The organism is Butyrivibrio sp. NC2007, from assembly GCF_000421405.1.
In the GTDB taxonomy this organism is placed as follows: Bacteria; Bacillota; Clostridia; order Lachnospirales; family Lachnospiraceae; genus Butyrivibrio.
Map to the genome: position 1 here is coordinate 33,518 of NZ_ATWY01000020.1, position 19,631 is coordinate 53,148.

Sequence of the window (19,631 nt, forward strand, 5' to 3'; positions counted from 1 at the left end):
ATATTACTCGATTGTTTTCTTGAAAAGATTTGCGGAATATTCTGTGAAGTTGTCCTCAACCCAGGTGGTGAATTCTGCGGGGGTGATGACTTTGTCTGCGAAGATCTCTACGACGATGTCGTCGTTAACATCCACAACTCTCTTATATAACTCAACGATCAGGTCGTTAAGAAAAACCTGGGTTCCGGTGCTTGGTAACTGATCCAGCTCGATGAGAGTGTCGGTGATTTCCTTTGAAATGTGGTGTTCGTGCTTGATTGCTTCCAGAAGTTCTTTTTCGTTTTTTACCATGACCCTTTGCCTCCCCAAAAAGTGAATGTTTTTACACTATTATTCTATCACATTTGCTATAATTTTATTTGTGAAAAAAGGAAACTAAACTTCATAGTATAAGGGGGACAACATGGCACTCATTCAAGTGAACTATCTTTCAAAATCTTTGTTCAGGACCGTTCCGGTTAACGTGATCCTTCCGGTGGACAAGCTGGATTTCGAAACTTTTTCCTACGCGTCAAAAGACGGATATAAGTTTAAGACTCTCTATCTTCTTCATGGCCTTCTTGGAAACTACACCGACTGGGTGAGCGGAACCAGGATTCAGAGATGGGCGGAGGAGAAGAACCTGGCAGTTGTAATGCCATCCGGAGATAACGCCTTTTATATCAACAGCCGCATCAGCAAGAATGATTACAGCACCTTTATAGGAAAAGAGCTTGTGGAGATCACCAGAAGGATGTTCCCGTTATCTGACAAAAGAGAAGATACCTACATCGCAGGACTTTCCATGGGAGGGTACGGAGCTCTCAGAAACGGCATTGTTTATAGCGATACCTTCAGCCATGTTATCGGGCTCTCATCAGCAGTTCATCACATGGAGGAGGGCGACACCGAGAGGTTCATGGTGGAATCTCTTTTCGACGACCTTGACGAAGCCCTTAAGACTGACGCAAACCCAAGGGTTGCCTTCACAGATATGGTAAAAGACAATAGACCCATCCCGAAGTTCTATCTCTCCTGCGGAACAGAAGACGGCCTCTACGATGCCAACGTAAGGTTCAGAGAATTCCTCAAGGAAAACGGAGCAGATGTGACCTGGGATGAAGAAAAGCGCGGCCACGACTGGGATTTCTGGGACAGCCAGATAAAGAAAGTCATCGACTGGCTTCCGCTTGGTGAAGGCGCAAGCGGTCTTAGCAGCGGCCATGTAAAGATCGAAAACGATTCGCTATAAAACAGACTTTTTGGGGGAATAAGTATGGGGAACAGCATTGATAAGAAAACCAAGTGGTGTTACTGCGTAGGTGCAACGGGGCGAGATGCAGCCTACGTTCTGGTCAGCATGTTTGTGCTGACCTATGTTCAGTACACCATGAAACTCACGGTAGCTCAGTTCTCGGTAATCTCAGCAGCCATGGTTGTCTGCATGGTCTGGGATGCGGTAAATGATCTTCTCATGAGCACCATAATCGAGAACTGCCATTTTAAGAGCGGTAAGTTCAGACCCTTCATCATTGTTGGCGCAATACTGAACGCCATCGTGATCATCGCGATGTTCACCATAAGACCGACAGGCTGGGCCTTTGTCTTTTTCTTCAGTTTCATTTATCTAATGTGGGGAATGACCTACACCATCAACGACATCGCCTACTGGGGCATGCTTCCGAGCCTCTCCAGCGACCCGAAGGAAAGAGACTCCCTGGTAACCCTCATGGGAATCTTTATCTGCGTCGGCCAGTTCCTGGTGGCAGGACTTGTGCCGATAGTCATCGCAGGTAACGCAGTCATGGCCTTCAGAGTTGTGGCACTCATAGTTGCACTTGGCTTTGTTGCTTTCCAGACCCTGACGTTCCTCGGAGTAACCGAGACCAAAAGACATGACGACAATAACAACAAAGTCGGCTTAAAGAGCATGGCCGGAATCCTTGCAAGGAACGACCAGCTCATCACTGTGGGCATAGCTTACATCCTGTTCTGCGTGGGGCAGCAGCTCTTGTTCCTCCTTGCGCTGAACTTCTTTTACTTCCAGTTCGGATACTCCGAGAGCGGAAACCTTGTAACGATATTTACTGTGATGTACGGCCTTGGAACCATGCTGGCGCAGTTTGCATACCCGATCCTCTCAGCGAGATTTTCCAGAAACAAGATCATAACCTGTACGCTGATCTGCCTTGTGATAGGGTATCTTATTTTCCTTGGCTATGGCTACATAATCCCTGCAAACATCATACTTCTCAATATACTTGGCTTTGTGATTTTCTTTGCCCAGGCCCTTTATAACCTGGCGGTCATCGTCATGGTCAACAACACCATAGAGTACGACGAGTACAAGTATGGTGAGAGGCACGACAGTATTATCTCAGCCATCAGGTCTTTTGCCGTAAAACTTTCTAACGCCTTGAACCAGGCTGCAGCTTCTCTGATACTGATCGTCAGCGGAATCTATGCCGTTAGCCAGAACATCAGCGCACTGGAGATGGAAGTCGGAGCAGGCACCATTGACAGGCAGACGGCGCTCTCTCAGGCCGACAGCTTCATCGCCACAGTTCAGCCCTCACAGACCTTGACCCTGAGAATAGGAATGGTCTTCGTTCCGCTGATCATGATGACTCTCGCATATCTGATTCTTAGGGCCAGATACAAAATTGATGAGAAAGAGTACGACAGAATCGTTGCGGAGATAGCCAAAAGGCAATTATAATAAAATCAGATACGGGTAACTGCTTTAAATGGAGAAAAGAACATGACAGACAGAATAGAAGTTTTCACACACAGTAGCATCAGGATAAAAGATGATTCAAGAACCATTTACGTGGATCCTTACAAGATCAGGGAAGACTATAAGGACGCAGATTATATCTTCGTTACCCACGGACACTACGACCATTTTTCCGTGGAGGATATTAAGAAGGTTGCCACGAAATCCACAATACTGGTGGTTCCCGAGAGCATGGTCGATGACGCGAGGGAAGTTGAGATTTTAGTAAAAGAGATCGTGACAGTAAAGCCCGGTGACAAGAAAGAAATAGAGGGTCTGGAAGTTGAGGCTGTTCCTGCCTATAACAACATAAAGCCCTTCCACCCAAAGAGAGCAGAATGGGTCGGATATATCCTCGGCATAGGTGGCAAGCGCATTTACATCGCAGGCGACACCGGACTTACCAAGGAATCAAAGAAAGTTAAGTGCGACATAGCAATGGTGCCCATCGGCGGAACCTACACCATGGATGCCAAGAAGGCAGCAGATCTTATCAACATCATTAAGCCTTCGGTTGCAATCCCGATACACTACGGAAGCGTGGTTGGTAAGCCATCGGATGCTGAGCATTTTGCAGAGCTGGTAAAAGAGCCTGTGGAGGTGGTCACCAAGATCCAGTATTTTGACTAAAGAATGATGAGGAGTTTCCGCAAAGGAGACTCCTTTTTAGAAGATAAGATTTGGAGGAGAACATATGCCGGGACCGGGATTTCATGGGGGATTGGGACCCAGAGGTTTTTTGACAGACGAAGAAAAAAATAATCTGCCTCAGGTGGATTCGAAACTCCTTGTCAGGATTCTTTCGTATATGAAGCCTTACTGGCTTCAGTTTGTATTTGTCTTTGTGGCAATACTTATAAGTGCTGTGGTAGGTCTTTTGCCATCTATCATCACAGGTAAGATCGTGGATGAAGCCCTTATCAACAAGGATATGGCGCTCCTTGTCCGCCTTCTTCTCATGGCCTTTGCAACTCTTGCTGCTTCGCAGATCGTGGGAGTTTTAGAGCGCTACATAAATGCCTGGATCGCGCAGCGCATCATCTATGACATGAAGAACGAGATGTACCATCATCTGCAGTACATGCCACATTCCTTCTTTACCACAGAGAAACAGGGTGACATCATAACCCGCATGAATACTGATATCAGCGGAGTCAGCAGCGTCATTTCCGGAACGCTCTCAAGTGTTGTTTCAAACGCAGCGACTCTTATAACCACGCTGGTTGCACTCTTTGCCATGAGCTGGAAACTGGCAATTGTGGGCGTCATCATCATACCGCTCTTGATACTCCCAACCAAGAGAGTCGGCAAGAACCAGTGGAAGATCCGCACGGATTCACAGGCCAAGAACGACGAGATGAATCAGCTGATAAACGAAACCTTAAGCGTCAGCGGTTCAATGCTGGTCAAGCTCTTTACAAGAGAGGAGCGCGAGTTTGAGAAATTCAAAAAGACCAACGAGGAGCTCACGGCGCTGAACTTAAAGGAGCAGAGGAGCGGCAGCTGGTTCAGGGTTGTCATGGGGATGTTCACTCAGGTAGGCCCTCTTCTTATGTACTTTGCAGGAGGTTACCTTATCATTTCAAAGCTGGATGAGAGCCTTACCGTCGGTATGATCACAGCCATGGTTGCCCTGATAAACAGGCTCTATCGCCCGGTTCAGGAGCTTTTAAACCTTCAGGTCGACTTCACAAGAAGCCTTGCGCTCTTTACCAGGATCTTTGCGTACTTCGACATGAAGAGCGATATAGTTTCACCTGAAAATGGTAAAAGACCTGATGTACGCTGCAAGGATATCGAGTATAGCCACGTGAAGTTCGCCTATGATCCTGAGGTTCCAATCTTAAAAGATGTGAACTTCACGGTACCGGGAGGCAAGATGTATGCCATCGTAGGTCCATCCGGTTCAGGCAAATCCACTGTTGTAAACCTTATCCCAAGACTCTACGATGTGCTTGGCGGTTCAGTAAAGATAGGCGGCGTCGATGTCCGAGACTTCGACCTTTCATACCTTAGATCAAACATCGGAGTGGTAACCCAGGAGACATATCTTTTCAATGGAACCATAAAAGAGAACCTCCTCTATGCCAAGGAAGATGCCACCGACGAAGAACTGATACAGGCCTGTAAAAATGCCAACATCCACGACTTTATCGCATCCCAGCCTGAAGGCTATAACACAATGGTGGGTAACAGAGGACTTAAGCTTTCAGGCGGTGAGAAGCAGAGACTTTCAATCGCAAGAGTAATCTTAAAAGACCCCAAGATCCTGATTCTGGACGAAGCTACCAGCGCCCTCGATTCAATATCCGAGAACGCGATCCAGGATGCCCTTGAGCTGCTTATGCAGGGAAGGACCAGCATCGTGATCGCCCACAGACTCTCGACCATCTTAAAAGCCGACGCCATACTGGTTGTCAAAGACGGCGTTATAGCCGAGCAGGGATCACACGAATCACTCCTTGCCCTGGGCGGTATATATAAAGAGCTCTACGAAACCCAGTTCCGACTTGTCCTTGATATGGAGGGCGAGGGAGACGTGCAGAAATCAGACTATTGGGGTAATATAGAAGAAGACACAATTGGCTTCTAGCTACAAAGGAGATTTATATGAACGAAACAGTTACACTTACAATCGGAAAACAGAAGAACATCGCCCTTATCGCCCACGACGGCAAGAAAGCTGAGCTTATTAAATGGTGCAAGGACAATGCAGAAATATTAAAAAGACATTTCCTCTGCGGAACAGGTACTACAGCCCGCATGATAACAGATGCTACAGACCTTCCCGTAAGAGGCTACAACTCAGGCCCTCTTGGAGGAGATCAGCAGATTGGTGCCAAGATAGTTGAGGGCAAGATTGATTTTGTAATATTCTTCTCAGACCCTCTTACAGCAGCACCTCACGATCCTGATGTAAAGGCCCTCATGAGAATTGCACAGGTTTATGACATTCCTTTTGCCAACAACAAGGCAACAGCGGATTTCCTCATCAACTCTAAATTTATGGATGAGGAGTACGACCACGAGGTTATCAATTTCAAGCAGAATATAGCAAACAGAGCAGAGACACTGCCAACGCAGATGTAAATTATATTTCAAAAGGAGAGAGATTATGCAGAGAGTGGTGGATTTTTTGAAAGCAGCAAACACATATTATCTTGCAACGGTTGACGGAGATCAGCCAAGAGTAAGACCTTTCGGAACAGCTCATGTTTTTGAAGGCAAGCTCTACATTCAGACAGGCAAGGTAAAAGACGTATCCAAGCAGATTCATGCTAATCCCAAGGTTGAGATCTGTGCATTTATGAACGGTGAGTGGCTCAGAGTAGCAGGTGAGCTTGTTGAGGATGACAGGATCGAAGCAAGACAGTCCATGCTGGATGCTTATCCATCACTTCAGGGAATGTATAAGGCAGATGACGGAAACACAGAGGTGTTCTACTTTAAGAATGCAACAGCAACCTTCAGCTCCTTTACAAAAGCTCCTGAGACTGTTACATTCTGATAGGACAAAACTAACGTTAGGAGATTTGAATTTACATGCTGTTCTTTTTGATGAACCCCATTGTTATGCACGGCGGACTGCTTGTGGCAGCAGCTGCCATACCTGCGGTATTTCTTATGATCAAGGTTTACCGCTCTGACAGACTTGAGAAGGAGAGCCCATATCTTATCAAAAAGCTTATATGGGCAGGCCTTTTCTCAGTGCTGCTGGCACTTGTTGAAGAGACTGTGCTCTCGTTTATATTGGGGCTCTTTGTACCGGTGGAATCGCCGCTTTACAACATCATCATGTTCTTTGTTATTGTGGCATTTTCCGAGGAGACTTCCAAATATCTTTTCATGTACAGAAAGACCTGGAGGAATCCTGAGTTTAACTGCCAGTATGACGGAGTTGTATATGCGGTCATAACATCCCTTAGCTTTGCACTCTTTGAAAACATCACTTATGTAGTGAGCTATGGCCTTGGTACAGCGCTGATTAGAGCTGTCACAGCAATCCCGGGACATGCGAGCTTTGGTGTATTCATGGGAGTATTCTACGGAATAGCCAAGAGATGCGATTACAGAGGAAATAAGTCAGGTGCATCGTTCTTTAAATGCATGGCAATACTGGTACCGGCTCTTTTACACGGAGCATATGACTACATCGCAACCATTGAGGCAGACAGTGGCGACTGGTCCTTCCTGGTGTTCATTATCATCATGTTTATCATCAGTTATATCCTCATTGGCAAGCAGGCAAAAAAGGACAGACCTATAAACTATTAATTAAGCAAGTATAAACTTATTGTTAAAAATGTGCTAGTCAATGCTAAGAATGTCCGATTTTTTTCTGAAAACTTCCAAAATATAATGACATTATCAAGACAAGATAATGTCATTATTTTTTTAGGAAAAGGGAGGTTTTAAGAAATGAGAAGAAGTCTTTCAGTAATCGTAACAGCAGCGATGGTTCTTTCACTTGTTGGCTGTGGTGTTCAGGCACCTGAGACACCTGCAGCTACAGAAGCACCCGCTGCAACAGAAGCACCTGCAGCAGAAGCACCTGCAGCAGAGGCACCTGCAGCAGAAGCACCTGCAGCAGAGCCTGCAGCTGATGCAATCACACTGGTTATGGCAGAGGTTAACCCTCTTGACACAATCGTTGGTATGACAGACCAGAAGTTTAAAGAAGAGGTTGAGGCAAGATCAAATGGATCAATTCTCATCGATCTTCAGGCAAGTGGTGTTCTTGGATCAGAGAACGACGTACTTGATTCAATGCTCGGCGGCGGCGGAACAATCGATATGTCCCGTATCTCAGCTTTCGCTCTTACAAGCTACGGCGGACAGAAGTCAATGCTTCTTTCACTTCCATACATCTTCACAAGTCGTGATCATTTCTGGAAGTTCGCTACATCAGATCTTGCACAGGAATTCCTTCAGGAGTCTTCAGAGAACGGCTCAGGCGTAAGAGGTCTTTTCTATGGTGAGGAAGGTTTCCGTCATTTCTTCACATCTTATGAGATCACAGATATCAACTCCTTCAAGGGCAAGAAGATCCGTGTTTCTAACGACCCTGTTATGAACGGTCTCGTTGAAAGTCTTGGAGCATCTCCTACAGTTGTTGCATTCGGTGAGCTTTATTCAGCTCTTCAGACCGGCGTTGTTGACGGTGCTGAGCAGCCTATCGCTAACTACAAGTCAAATGCATTCCCTGAGGTTGCACCTTACATGATCCTCGACGGACATACACTTGGTGCTATCCAGGTAGTTATCACAGACGAAGCATGGAACAAGCTCTCAGCTGAGCAGCAGCAGATTCTCGTTGATGCAGGTAAGGCAGCTTCAGAGTACAACCGCTCAATCTCAGAAGAGAAGGAAAAGGAAGTTCTCGAAGAGCTCAAGGCTGAGGGTGTTACAATCGTTGAAGTTGATGACATCACACCTTGGCAGGAAGCAGTTAAGCCTGTAATCGAAGAGAACATCAAGGGTCTTGAGGACTACTACCAGAAGATAGTTGACCTTGGCAAATAATTTAGAGGAATAGGTGCCGTATGAAATCATTTTTCGATGCGGTAGATAAGATCAAGCCTATATACGATGTTGCTTATAAAGTGGTACTTTTCATATGTAAGCTCTTGCTGGTGGCAGATATTCTGATCACCAGCATGAGCGTTCTTGGAAGATACGTGTCTTTTGTTCCGGACCCTGCATGGAGTGAGGAGATAGTCCTCACCCTGATGTCCTATATGGCCGTTTTGTCAGCAGCCCTGGCAATCAGACGCGGAGCTCACATTCGTATGACTGCGCTGGATGTTTATCTCCCCAAAAAGCTTTTAAAAATTTTAGATCTGCTTGCAGATGCATTTATCATGGTACTTGCATTTGTAATGCTTATAGTTGGTTGGCAGTATGCAACTACTCTGGGTGCAAAGGCATCCTATGTATCACTGCCCAAGCTCTCCAAGTTCTGGATGTATTTCCCGATTCCGATCGCCGGATTTGCAATGATCATCTTTGAGCTTGAAGCTATCTATAACCACATCAAAGGATTTTTCATAAAGGGGGAGGATAAGTGATGGCTGTGAATACAACTGCCATTGCGATATTGCTGGTAAGCTTTATCGTAATGATATTCTTAAGATTCCATATCGCTTACGCGGTAGCACTTTCATCTATCTTCTGCCTTTTGTATCAGGGACTTCCTCTGACAACAGTATGTCAGCAGATGGTTAAGGGAATCAGCTCCTTCAGTCTTATGGCTGTCCCCTTCTTTATCACCATGGGCTGCCTTATGGGCAGTGGTGGTATTTCCGAGAAGCTGATCGCCCTTGCTGACGCATGCGTTGGATGGATGACAGGTGGAATGGCGATGGTTAACATCGTTGCTTCCTACTTCTTTGGAGGAATTTCAGGTTCTGCTGCTGCAGATACTGCATCCCTCGGAAGTATCCTTATTCCTATGATGGTTGAACAGGGATATGATGATGACTTTTCAACAGCGGTAACAATTACCTCATCCTGTGAGGGACTTCTTGTTCCGCCAAGCCACAACATGGTCATCTATGCCATGAGTGCCGGCGGTGTGTCTGTAGGAAGCTTGTTCCTCGCAGGATATCTTCCCGGAGCACTCCTTGCAGCTTCCCTTATGATCGGTTCTTACATTATTTCAAAGAGACGTCATTATCCTAAGGGAGATGCATTTAGTTTAAAGAAATTTGCAAAGCAGCTCAGTATCTCCTTCTGGGCGCTGGCAGCGATCATAATCGTTGTTGTGGGCGTTGTAGGCGGAGTTTTCACAGCTACCGAGTCAGCTGCTATTGCTGTTATCTATAGCCTTATCGTCAGTGTATTTATCTATAAGGGACTGGATTGGAAAGGCGTTTGGAAGACCCTCGAACAGTGCGTAGACACACTTTCAATCGTTATGATCCTCATCTCAACTTCCAGTATCTTCGGATATTGCCTGACAACACTTCATGTGCCTGATCTTGCAGCTAATGCAATCATCGGCCTTACAAGAAATCCGGTTCTTATAGCACTTCTCTTGAACCTGATCCTTCTTGTACTTGGATGTATCATGGATATGGCGCCGATCATCCTGATCGCTACACCTATCCTTCTTCCAATCGCAACATCAATTGGCATCAACCCTATCCAGTTTGGTATAATGATCATACTTAACTGTGGTATCGGACTCTTAACACCTCCTGTAGGTGCGGTTCTGTTCATTGGTTCTGCGGTTGGTAAGGTTAAGATGGAAAAAGTAGTTAAGGCAACACTGCCATTTTATCTGTGCATGATCGTTGTTCTTATGCTGCTTACTTTCATACCTGAGATCAGTATGTTCCTCCCGAATTTACTGACCAAATAAAGATTTCCGAAAGGTCTTTTTATGGAATACAGATTTAAATGTGATGTGAAGGCCGGGGATCTGTGGAAGATGGCAATGGCCAGGACCTACAGGTCACTGATAGGACTGGTCAATGTTATCTTCACTGTAGCGATGATCCTTTTGACAATTCGTTTTTGGCCGACAGCATCGGATCTATTCAGAGTACTTATGATTCTTGGATGCATTCTTTTTCCTGTTATCCAGCCTCTTGCAATCTACGGCAACAGCGTTAAGCAGCTGGAAGATCTGCCAAAGGATATGGAGCTTCTCTTTAACGATGGCGGAGTACGCGTCTTCGTAGGGGAAAAGAGCGAGTCCCTTGCCTGGAAGAGAATTAAGAATGCAATTAAGAGGAGCAACATGATAGTGGTAATGTCGGATGACAGCCACGGATACATGCTCACCAACAGAGTCCTGGGTGATCAAAAGGAGGAGTTTTATCAATATATCTGTAAGAAGATCAGGGGCTAGTTTTAAATAGTAATTTAAAAGGGGCAGCGCTATAATTATTGATATAACTATAACGCGGCCTCTTATTTTTTGATTATGGACAAGATACGAAATTTCTGGGAAACTCTCACCATTAAAAATAAAATAGCGGTCTTCACCATAAGCGTATTTGTGGCGCTATCTCTGTCGGTGCTCTTCGATGCATGGGTTGTTAAGCTCTTTACCAAGGACTTCAACGACATCATGGAAGATAACTCAAGAGGCGGAGAGATTGTAAATGCCATTAAACGTGAGACAGACGCCTTTGATGAGTATATACGTGGCACAGGTTCCACGGATCAGGAGGCCTGGGAAAAGAGTGTGGAGGCTACCCGCGAGGCTATCTATGCCGTTCCGCTGGACTACACACACCTTGGGGATTCCAGGTTTGCTGTACTTCAGTCGCTGCAGAGCGCATACGAGGTCTACTGCAGCAAAAGAAATCAGGTCATAACGGACTATATGTCCGAGAACATATATGTAGATAAACTCTACGACGTTTACAACATGCAAAATTACCTCTCGGTCTATGCCCAGAGATTTGTTGACGTCACCATGCAGGAGGGAAATGAGAGCTACAGGACCATGCTCCCTGTGGTTGCAAGAGTTCCGTTTATCACAGCAGCACTCAGCATTGCCCTTTTCTTTGTAATATTCCAGATCTCACAGATGCTTAACAGCAGCGTTACAAAGCCCGTACTTAAGCTGGCTAACGCTTCAAGGAGAATTGCCAACAACGACTTTTTTATCGACGACGTTGTGGTTGACAACAAGGATGAGCTTGGGCAGATGGTATCGGCCTTTAACAAGATGAAATTTGCCACCGGCGAATACATCAAGGCCATGGAGGAAAAGAGGGAAGCGCTGGACCAGCTCCACGTGCAGGAGCTTGAGAATCTCGAGATTGAGAAGCAGATGGAGACCATGAACTTAGAGCTCTTAAAGAGCCAGATCAATCCGCACTTTCTTTTCAACACCCTGAACGTAATCGCAGGAACAGCTAACCTTGAGGGGGCTCAGACCACTGAGCAGATGATAGAAGCCCTAAGTTCACTCTTTAGATATAACTTAAAGACCCAGGCAAAAGAGTCTCTCCTGGCCCAGGAGCTCAAGATTTCAAGGGACTATATGTATCTTCAGAAGATGAGATTTGGCGACAGGGTGCAGTTTGATATTGAATGTGATGTCGATGAGAACAAGGTGATCGTTCCCACCTTTACCTTCCAGCCGCTTCTTGAGAACGCCATAATCCACGGCATTTCTCCAAGAGTTGAGGGCGGTAAGGTACAGATAAAAGTAAAGCAGCAGGAAGATAAACTCCTTATTGAGGTGTCAGATACAGGCGCCGGAATGGACGAGGAGACTCTTTTAAGGATAAGAGCCGGCCTTGAAGGCGGCGAGGATACACCTCTTGATGAAGATATTGTCGGCATCGGACTTGGCAATATCAACAGGCGAATCAAAGGAATGTATGAGGGCGGAAGCCTTTCGATAAACAGCACACTGGGAGAGGGAACAACAATCCTTATGACCCTTCCCCTTCACAGAGTTGATGACTAAAGGAGCAGCGATGTACAGAATACTGGTTGCAGACGACGAGCCCATAGAGAGGCTGGTAATTGACAAGAAGATAAAAGCTTTTTTTCCTGACCAGACAGAAGTAGTGCTGGCTGAGAACGGCATTCAGGCTGTGAAGCTCTTTTTTGAAAAAGACTGCCAGATCGCAATCCTGGATATTGAGATGCCGGGAATGAACGGCCTTGATGCTGCGGCTGAGATAAAGAAGGAAAGTCCTCACAGCAGCGTTGTGTTCCTGACGGCCTTTGATGAGTTCAATTACGCCAAAAGAGCTATCGAGATAAGGGCACTTGATTACCTGCTTAAACCGGGCTCTGATGAGGATCTTGTGAACGTACTTGAGGAGGCTTTTAATATCTGCGACAGATATGGAAGCGGCGTAAATACCCTGGACAGAGAGCCTGTAGCCCAGCCTCATGATGATGATAGTGACACACCACCCAACGTTTTTGTTGGTCAGGTGCAGGAATATATTGATACGCACTACAAGGAGGATATTGCTCTCCTTGATCTGGCCGGAGTTTTCGGATATTCGGATGTCTATTTCTGCAAGCTCTTTAAGCAGAACTTTGGCAAGAACTTCATTACCTACCTCAACGAATACAGAATGGATAAGGCAAAAGAGCTTTTGGCAAACCCTGCAATAAATATCAAGGATGTCAGTGCCCTTGCCGGCTACAGGGATGCCAACTACTTCACCAGAGTATTCAAGAGAATGGTGGGTAAGACACCAAGTGAGTATAGAATAGGGGTTATGGGGATATGAACAGCAGACGCAGATATATAGCTATAACTGCATGTGTCCTTTTGCTCCTTGTTGTAGTAGCCTTTGGGATTAGTACCATCAGGGAAAAGAAAGCTGAGGAGTCGGCACCTGAGTATGTCTTTTTATACGCAGAGAACCAGATAGCTGACTATCCGACAACCCATGGAGCAAACAGGTTTGCAGAGCTTGTCTATGAGAGGACAGACGGCAGAATAAAGATACTGGTCAAGCCCGATGCGGAGCTTGGAAGTGAGATGCAGGTTATTCAGCAGATGCAGTACGGTGGCATTGCTTTTGCAAGAATATCCCTGTCGCAGCTTGCTGAGTACATGCCTGAGATGAATGTGCTTCAGATGCCCTATCTTTACAGCGGACCGGAGCATATGTGGCGTGTTCTTGACGGTGAGATCGGGGATGAATTTCTTTTAAAAACAAGAGATCACGATCTGGTGGGGCTGTCCTGGTATGACGCCGGTGCGAGAAACTTCTACAGCACATCGCCTATTACCTGCCTTGAGGATATAAAGGGCATGAATATAAGAGTTCAGGAGTCCGATATGATGGCGGACATGGTATCGGCTCTTGGAGCAAACCCGTCCAAGATCGTATATTCTGAAGTATATTCTGCCATTGAGCAGGGACTTGTTGACGGAGCTGAGAACAACTGGCCTTCCTACGAGGCTATGAGGCACTACATGGTTGCCAGATACTACACTATAGATGAGCACACAAGAGTTCCGGAGCTTCAGATATGCTCCAAGGCAGTTTGGGACAAACTCTCAGAGAGTGATCAGAAGATCATAGAGGAGTGCGCCAGAGAGTCGGCACTTTATGAGCGCGTGTTGTGGGAAGAGAGAGAAAAGCGTTCCAGAGAAGTTGCAGAGAAAAGTGGTATTACCGTGATCGAGCTTTCGCCTGAAGAAAAACTTCGCTTCCGTGATGCTATGCAATCAGTGTATACTAAGTATTGCAGAGATCAAATGGATATACTGCAGGCTATTATGGAGTACTGAGAAAGGAACTTTGATTTATGGAAAATGTCTGTTCCATCATTATTGCAATGATTGTGAGCTTTGTGTCTGTCACACAGGGCATGACAAGTCTGCCACAAGCTGTTGATACTAAGGATGCTGCGGCTGTGGAGAGCTCTGTGACTGCTGAGAACTCTGCACCTGCTGAGAGTGCTGCAGCGGAGGTCAAGGAGTCTTCGGGCTATAACGGATATGGAAAGATCCTCTATGTGGGAGACTCAAGGAGTGTTGACATGTTCAGCGGAGATGTCAGTGAGATTCTTGGGCAGAATATAGATGGAATGATGGTTTATTGTAAAGACGGAGCTTCATACAAGGATATGGTTCCCTGGATTGAGAGCTATGGCATCGATAATTTCGATACGCTTGTTACCTGGATGGGGTGCAATAACTTTGGTGATTTTAGCCAGTATGAGGTATATTATGACAGCCTGCTTGAAAAGGGGAAGACCATAGTGGCAGGTACAGTAGGTCCCACTGTGGATGAATGTCTTTTGATAGATGTTGATTACCTGTATTATCCTAATGCAAATCAGATAAGGTACAACGAATCTCTTGAGGCCTGGGCAAATAAAAGAGGGGTAAAAATTATACCCCTCTATAAATACATTAAAAATAGCAGTACCGTTACAGTAAGTGAAACGGATGGAATTCATTATTTTCCTCAGCCCACCACGGAGCTTTGGAACTACATTAAGGCCAGTTTACAATGATCACATAAATTCCTGAAGGACCGCGGAATACATGTTTTCGTCGGTTATTCCTTCGTCGCTGCGGAGCTTGGAGGCAATCCTTATCTTAAGGGTTATGTTGTTGCCGTCAAGCTCTTTTATTTTGCTAAGCTCTGTCTGAATATTATTCTTAAGAATATCAAGCTCAGAAGGATCACATATATTCGTCAGCAGCGCAAAGTCAGACGAAAGACATTTTGCTACAGCGCCGCTTCCTTCGGAGCTTTCGACAATCGTATCTCCAATCTTTTTCAGGAGCCTGTTAGCGAAATCTTCTCCAAAGTCCTTTATTATTCGCTGATGAGTATCGTTTCTTATGATCAACAGAGTGAAATCAACACCGTTGCTTAAATAGTTTTGGGAATAGCTTTTGCTGACTTCTGCTAAGGCTGCTAAATTCATAAGGCCGGTTACGCTATCGAGTCTTCTTTCCTGATAAAGCTTATCAAGACGTTCAAGTTCCTGGTCAATGTCTATAAAATAACCCATTAGCCCCACTATCTGCCCGTTGACATAGATGGGACTCTTGTTGGTCATAATGTTGTGGACAACACCGTTTACAATACACTGACCCGGGGCGTTTTTGATGTAGGCGCCCTCATTTAGAACATCGATCTCATCGTTATGAAAGTCGGCATTATTAATGTGCCAGTTCATTTCTTCATCGGTCTTACCGGTAATGTCATCGATGGTAAGTTCAAAGAACTCAAGGAACGCCTTGCTGGCACCAAGGAACCTGCGGTTTCTGTCTTTCCAGAAGAACTTGACGGAAGCGCCCGATAAAATATTCTCCCACATCTTGGTAAATAGGGACGGATCAAGGTTAGCGTTGCTGTAATGCGATATGTCGAAAACTGCGGTGTTCCTGGCAAGGACCTTTTGGGCATCATCGGCTGTTGCCTTGGTGCTTATCATAAACTCTTTTCCATGAGTGCCGGGGATCATCATGATGGCAACTTCTCGCCATGCGTAATTTCCGTCTCTTTGTCTGAGTCTGAATATATTTTCGATAAAGCCTTTTTCGGAGTGCCCGATGCGCTCGCCGAGGGTTTCAAAGTCAGCAAATTCAAGAAACTTTTCTCTGTCGGTCGCAGCCACGATATTGTCAGCCATTCTCTTTATATTTTCGGATAAAACACCGATGGTCTCGTCTGAGTCCCTGCCGGAGTATGCGAAGTTTCCAAGCAGAGGGGCGATTGTGTTTCTGCTGGGATTGATCACAAGAACAGACTCAAAGATGTGGTTTAATTCCTTGAGCTTATTGTCTACGTTATTCTGCTTCCTTAAATTGATGTCCATGGAGATGTTGCGGTTAGAAGCTTTTATTATGTGCCTTCCTCCGTGTTCAACAATCTCTTTTGCCTGAAGACACAATATGTTTCCGTTATAGGTGTAGTAGAAGGCCTCAAGGTTCTTAGTGGCCTCCAGCTTGTTTGCAAATTCGCGATATTTCTTTAAAAGAGGCGACTTGGTCTTGTAAATGAGGTTATCAAGCTCTTCCAGGGAAAGAGAGGTCTTTAGCTGGATCTGCCTCTTGTACTCATCGTTCATGAAGAGAGTCCTGAAGTTCTCTCCATCATCCTCAATGATCTCTAAAGGCTCATTCGTGTATCTTGCAACAAAACCTGCTTCCTGATAATAATGCCGCCACTGCCTGGGTTCTATTGTTATGCCAAATTCTTCAATGTGTGCAAAGAATTTATCTACAGGCATAGGCTGTCCGTAGAAGTAGCCCTGAAGCATGCCACAGCCGATGCACTTTAAAAACTCCACCTGTTCAGCAGTCTCCACACCTTCTGCCAAAGTCATGATGTTTATGTCTTTGGCCATGGAGATGGCTGATGTCATGATGGATTTGGATCTGTCTGTGAAAGACTTAAGGAAGTCCATATCCATCTTGAGGGTGTCAAAGTAATAGTCTTTTAGAAGGGTAAGAGAGGAGTATCCGCTACCGAAGTCGTCCATCCATACTTCATAGCCTGCATCTCTGAAGCTGTCGATGACTCTGCGCATCAGGTCAGCATCGGATACGATCATGCTCTCTGTTATTTCCACGTGAATATAGTCCTTGGGAATGTCATATTTTGTTATGGCATCTTCGAGGACCTTAAGCATATCCGTGGCTTCGAAATCAAGGCGCGAAAAATTCACCGATACCGGAACGGCATCGAGTCCATTGTTTATGCGCTCTGAGATGTCAGAGCAGACTTTGTTCACGATAAAGCAGTCCAACTTGTGAATCTGACGGCTTGCTTCGAGAGCACCTATGAATTTGTCGGGGGAAAGAAATCCGAGTTCGGGATCGACCCATCTGGCCAGGGATTCTGCACCACAAAGCTGCCCTGTGAGCGAACGAATAACCGGCTGATAATATACCTTTATCCAGCCGTTTTCAAGGGCAGTATCGATATTTTTGATCACGTATTCCGCAATCTTTCTGGTATCCTGTTGGTTATGATCGCCAGATGCCATTTACGAAATCTCCATCACTAATTAGTGCTATATTGAGCATAACACATTAAGTGACAGAGATTGTAAATAAAGAATAAATTTTTTATTGTTTTCTTAAATTCTGCAATTTTGTTTTATTGATCTTGCCGTCTGCAATTGTGCTGGCAACCCAGATCTTGAGGGACTCTACTGTTGAATCGATAAGATCGAGCTGCTTCTCTATGCTTACGAAATCAGGAAGCTCATCATCTGAGATGACGCCGTCTGCTGTGATGTCGATAAGACGGTTTTTCTGGTCATCGAGAGAGTTAAGGGCTGCAAGCATTCCAAGAACAATCTCGGATAGGCTGGCATTCTTAACTTCCGGAACAGAGTCTTTTCCTATACGACATTCATGTGTGCAGTAGTAGTTGCAAAGTTCGGGCTTCTTGTAGGCAAGAGCCATATCAACGACGTCTTCCGGAACGATGGCTGTCTTGCCGGTCTCAAGCTTCTCAAGACGGCTCTCGCTGATGGTTCCGATAAGCTCGCTGGCCTGGGCTCTGGTAAGGCCTGCTTCTTCCCTGGCTACGAAGTAAACATTCTTATCCTCTTTGATCGACTTTTTTCCCATTTTTTCCTCCATATATAAAAAGGGTCGGCGCTGATGCTCTCGGCGCCAACCCTGCATGATACTCAAAAATTATTTTAGCTCGCTGTAGCCAAAACTGTTAACCAGTGCATCGATTGGTGTTCCGTTTTTGCAAAGCGGACACTCAGCCGGTGAATAGGACTGGTAGTTAGGTATTTCTTCAGGGTGGAATACGGCATTTACAAGTATGCCATCAACTTCTTTTACCGCACTGAAGATTGCGCAGGCACCGGATACGTTGGCTCCGTAGTAGCGTACACCCTCCATGAGGTGCTCTAAAGTTCTTCCGGTTGTAAGTGAGCCCATAAGAAGCAGTACGTGTTTGCCTCTGATGGCCAGCTGAAGATTGTCGCGGAAGATGATCTGGCCGCTTGCTGTGTACTCAGGCGCAATGACATAGACTGTTCTGTGTGCATTGTAATTGAGAACTCCGGCTCTTGTGAGCTCTTCTGCAAGGTAAGTTCCGATAACTTCAGTTCCGTCAGCACATACAATGGTATCCACAGGCGTGGAAATTGTGTAGTGCATTGCTAGAATTGCTGCTACACCATGAGCTTCGCTGCAACGAGTCTTCATGGTACCAATCTCCATATAATTGGTGATATGAGAGTGGGTGGTAGCGTAGTGGCCGGGTATTATTTTGAGGGCCACATTCGAATTCATTGATGCTGGTATCTTGGTGTACTCACTTAGCATACCCAAAAACCCCCTTTTTTTTCTTTTAGTATACCATCTTTTGCTGTATAATACACTTTAATTGCACATGATTTATCAGTTTGGAGGAGGAAATTTAATGAGTATCAGAATTGGTATCCTTGGTTACGGTAACCTTGGAAAAGGCGTAGAACTCGCAGTTGCAGCTGCTCCCGACATGGAGCTTGTAGCTGTTTTCACAAGAAGAGATCCGGCATCTCTTTCTATCAGGACTGCCGGTGTTCCTGTTGTTTCTGTCAGCGAAGCTGCTGATTGGAAAGACAAGATCGATGTAATGATCCTTTGCGGCGGAAGCGCAACCGATCTTCCTGTTCAGACTCCTGAGTATGCAAAGCTCTTTAACGTAGTAGACAGCTTTGACACTCACGCAAGGATTCCTGAGCACTTTGCAAACGTTGATGCTTCAGCTAAGGAAGCCGGCAAGGTTGCTGTTATCTCCTGCGGATGGGATCCCGGAATGTTCTCACTTGCAAGAGTATATTCAAATGCTATTCTTCCTGACGGTAACGACTATACATTCTGGGGCAAGGGCGTATCTCAGGGACACTCAGATGCCATCAGACGAGTTAAGGGTGTCAAGAATGCCAAGCAGTACACAATCCCTGTAGAAAGCGCACTTGAGGCAGTAAGAAGCGGCAAGAACCCTGAGCTCACCACAAGAGACAAGCACACAAGAGAGTGCTTCGTAGTCCTTGAGGAAGGCGCAGACGCTGCAGCTGTAGAGAAAGAGATCAAGGAGATGCCCAACTACTTCGCTGACTACGACACAACAGTTCACTTCATCAGCGAAGAGGAGCTCCTTAAGAACCACAGCGGAATGGCTCACGGCGGATTCGTATTCAGAAGCGGTAAGACCGGTGCTGACAAGGAGCACAACCACATCATCGAGTACAGCTTAAAGCTTGATTCAAACCCTGAGTTCACAACCAGCGTACTTGTTGCTGTTGCAAGAGCAGCATACAAGCTCCAGGCAGAAGGCGCCAAGGGCTGCAAGACAATGCTCGACATTCCACCTGCATACCTTTCAAGTCAGAGCCCAGAAGAGCTCAGAGCACATCTACTTTAATTATATGGAGTCAATGGGGACGGTTCTCATTGACT

At 45.7% G+C, this 19,631-nt stretch carries 20 protein-coding genes; 16 read left to right on the plus strand and 4 right to left on the minus strand.

The features are described 5' to 3' along the window. Positions 1-3 precede the first annotated feature (3 nt). The gene (locus G632_RS0115000; protein ID WP_022770231.1) at positions 4-291 is read right to left on the minus strand and encodes a hypothetical protein; all 288 of its coding nucleotides are present in this window, start codon (positions 289-291) and stop codon (positions 4-6) included. A gap of 112 nt (positions 292-403) precedes the next feature. Here G632_RS0115000 and G632_RS0115005 point away from each other — a divergent pair, with 112 nt between their 5' ends. From G632_RS0115005 to G632_RS0115075, 15 genes are all read left to right on the plus strand, one after another. Further along, the gene (locus tag G632_RS0115005; RefSeq protein WP_022770232.1) at positions 404-1,231 is read left to right on the plus strand and encodes an alpha/beta hydrolase; all 828 of its coding nucleotides are present in this window, start codon (positions 404-406) and stop codon (positions 1,229-1,231) included. Positions 1,232-1,255: 24 nt separating this feature from the next. Then, positions 1,256-2,698 carry an MFS transporter gene (locus G632_RS0115010; protein WP_022770233.1) on the plus strand — a complete coding sequence of 481 codons (1,443 nt, stop codon included), beginning with the start codon at positions 1,256-1,258 and terminating at the stop codon, positions 2,696-2,698. Positions 2,699-2,740: 42 nt separating this feature from the next. Beyond that, complete coding sequence (locus G632_RS0115015) at positions 2,741-3,385, plus strand: MBL fold metallo-hydrolase (RefSeq protein WP_022770235.1); 645 nt, start codon at positions 2,741-2,743, stop codon at positions 3,383-3,385. A 109-nt stretch (positions 3,386-3,494) separates the two neighbouring features. Further along, positions 3,495-5,348 (plus strand): ABC transporter ATP-binding protein, encoded by a 1,854-nt coding sequence (locus tag G632_RS20300; RefSeq protein ID WP_330361288.1) that lies wholly within the window; start codon positions 3,495-3,497, stop codon positions 5,346-5,348. Positions 5,349-5,365: 17 nt separating this feature from the next. Further along, positions 5,366-5,845 carry a methylglyoxal synthase gene (locus G632_RS0115025; protein ID WP_022770237.1) on the plus strand — a complete coding sequence of 160 codons (480 nt, stop codon included), beginning with the start codon at positions 5,366-5,368 and terminating at the stop codon, positions 5,843-5,845. 25 nt (positions 5,846-5,870) lie between these two features. Then, a complete protein-coding gene (locus tag G632_RS0115030; RefSeq protein ID WP_022770239.1) occupies positions 5,871-6,263 on the plus strand; it encodes a pyridoxamine 5'-phosphate oxidase family protein in 393 nt (130 codons plus the stop codon). 35 nt (positions 6,264-6,298) lie between these two features. After that, positions 6,299-7,030, plus strand: a complete 732-nt coding sequence (locus G632_RS0115035; RefSeq protein WP_022770240.1) for a PrsW family intramembrane metalloprotease — start codon at positions 6,299-6,301, stop codon at positions 7,028-7,030. Between the two features lie 144 nt (positions 7,031-7,174). Beyond that, positions 7,175-8,278, plus strand: a complete 1,104-nt coding sequence (locus tag G632_RS0115040; RefSeq protein WP_022770241.1) for a TRAP transporter substrate-binding protein — start codon at positions 7,175-7,177, stop codon at positions 8,276-8,278. A gap of 20 nt (positions 8,279-8,298) precedes the next feature. After that, positions 8,299-8,823 (plus strand): TRAP transporter small permease, encoded by a 525-nt coding sequence (locus G632_RS0115045; protein ID WP_022770243.1) that lies wholly within the window; start codon positions 8,299-8,301, stop codon positions 8,821-8,823. Beyond that, on the plus strand, positions 8,823-10,118 hold the full coding sequence (locus G632_RS0115050; protein WP_022770244.1) for a TRAP transporter large permease: 1,296 nt from the start codon (positions 8,823-8,825) through the stop codon (positions 10,116-10,118). Before G632_RS0115045 ends, G632_RS0115050 begins: the two co-directional genes overlap by 1 nt. A 21-nt stretch (positions 10,119-10,139) precedes the next feature. Beyond that, positions 10,140-10,610, plus strand: coding sequence for a YcxB family protein (locus G632_RS0115055; RefSeq protein WP_022770245.1), 471 nt, complete (start codon positions 10,140-10,142; stop codon positions 10,608-10,610). 75 nt (positions 10,611-10,685) lie between these two features. After that, positions 10,686-12,188, plus strand: coding sequence for a sensor histidine kinase (locus tag G632_RS0115060; protein WP_022770247.1), 1,503 nt, complete (start codon positions 10,686-10,688; stop codon positions 12,186-12,188). A gap of 10 nt (positions 12,189-12,198) precedes the next feature. Then, positions 12,199-12,972 carry a response regulator transcription factor gene (locus G632_RS0115065; protein ID WP_022770248.1) on the plus strand — a complete coding sequence of 258 codons (774 nt, stop codon included), beginning with the start codon at positions 12,199-12,201 and terminating at the stop codon, positions 12,970-12,972. Continuing rightward, entirely contained in the window at positions 12,969-13,985 is a 1,017-nt protein-coding gene (locus G632_RS0115070) for a TRAP transporter substrate-binding protein (protein ID WP_035782845.1), read from the plus strand. Before G632_RS0115065 ends, G632_RS0115070 begins: the two co-directional genes overlap by 4 nt. 17 nt (positions 13,986-14,002) lie before the next feature. After that, positions 14,003-14,716: a hypothetical protein gene (locus G632_RS0115075; protein ID WP_022770249.1), complete on the plus strand. Its 714-nt coding sequence runs from the start codon at positions 14,003-14,005 to the stop codon at positions 14,714-14,716. On the opposite strand, the gene G632_RS21425 is transcribed toward G632_RS0115075, so the two are convergent. From G632_RS21425 to G632_RS0115090, 3 genes are all read right to left on the minus strand, one after another. After that, entirely contained in the window at positions 14,717-17,206 is a 2,490-nt protein-coding gene (locus G632_RS21425) for an EAL domain-containing protein (RefSeq protein ID WP_022770251.1), read from the minus strand. An 82-nt stretch (positions 17,207-17,288) separates the two neighbouring features. Further along, positions 17,289-17,798, minus strand: coding sequence for a helix-turn-helix domain-containing protein (locus tag G632_RS0115085; protein WP_022770252.1), 510 nt, complete (start codon positions 17,796-17,798; stop codon positions 17,289-17,291). A gap of 69 nt (positions 17,799-17,867) precedes the next feature. After that, on the minus strand, positions 17,868-18,512 hold the full coding sequence (locus G632_RS0115090) for a phosphoribosyltransferase (protein WP_022770253.1): 645 nt from the start codon (positions 18,510-18,512) through the stop codon (positions 17,868-17,870). A 97-nt stretch (positions 18,513-18,609) separates the two neighbouring features. Here G632_RS0115090 and G632_RS0115095 point away from each other — a divergent pair, with 97 nt between their 5' ends. After that, on the plus strand, positions 18,610-19,596 hold the full coding sequence (locus G632_RS0115095; protein ID WP_022770255.1) for a diaminopimelate dehydrogenase: 987 nt from the start codon (positions 18,610-18,612) through the stop codon (positions 19,594-19,596). The last annotated feature ends 35 nt before the right edge of the window (positions 19,597-19,631 follow it).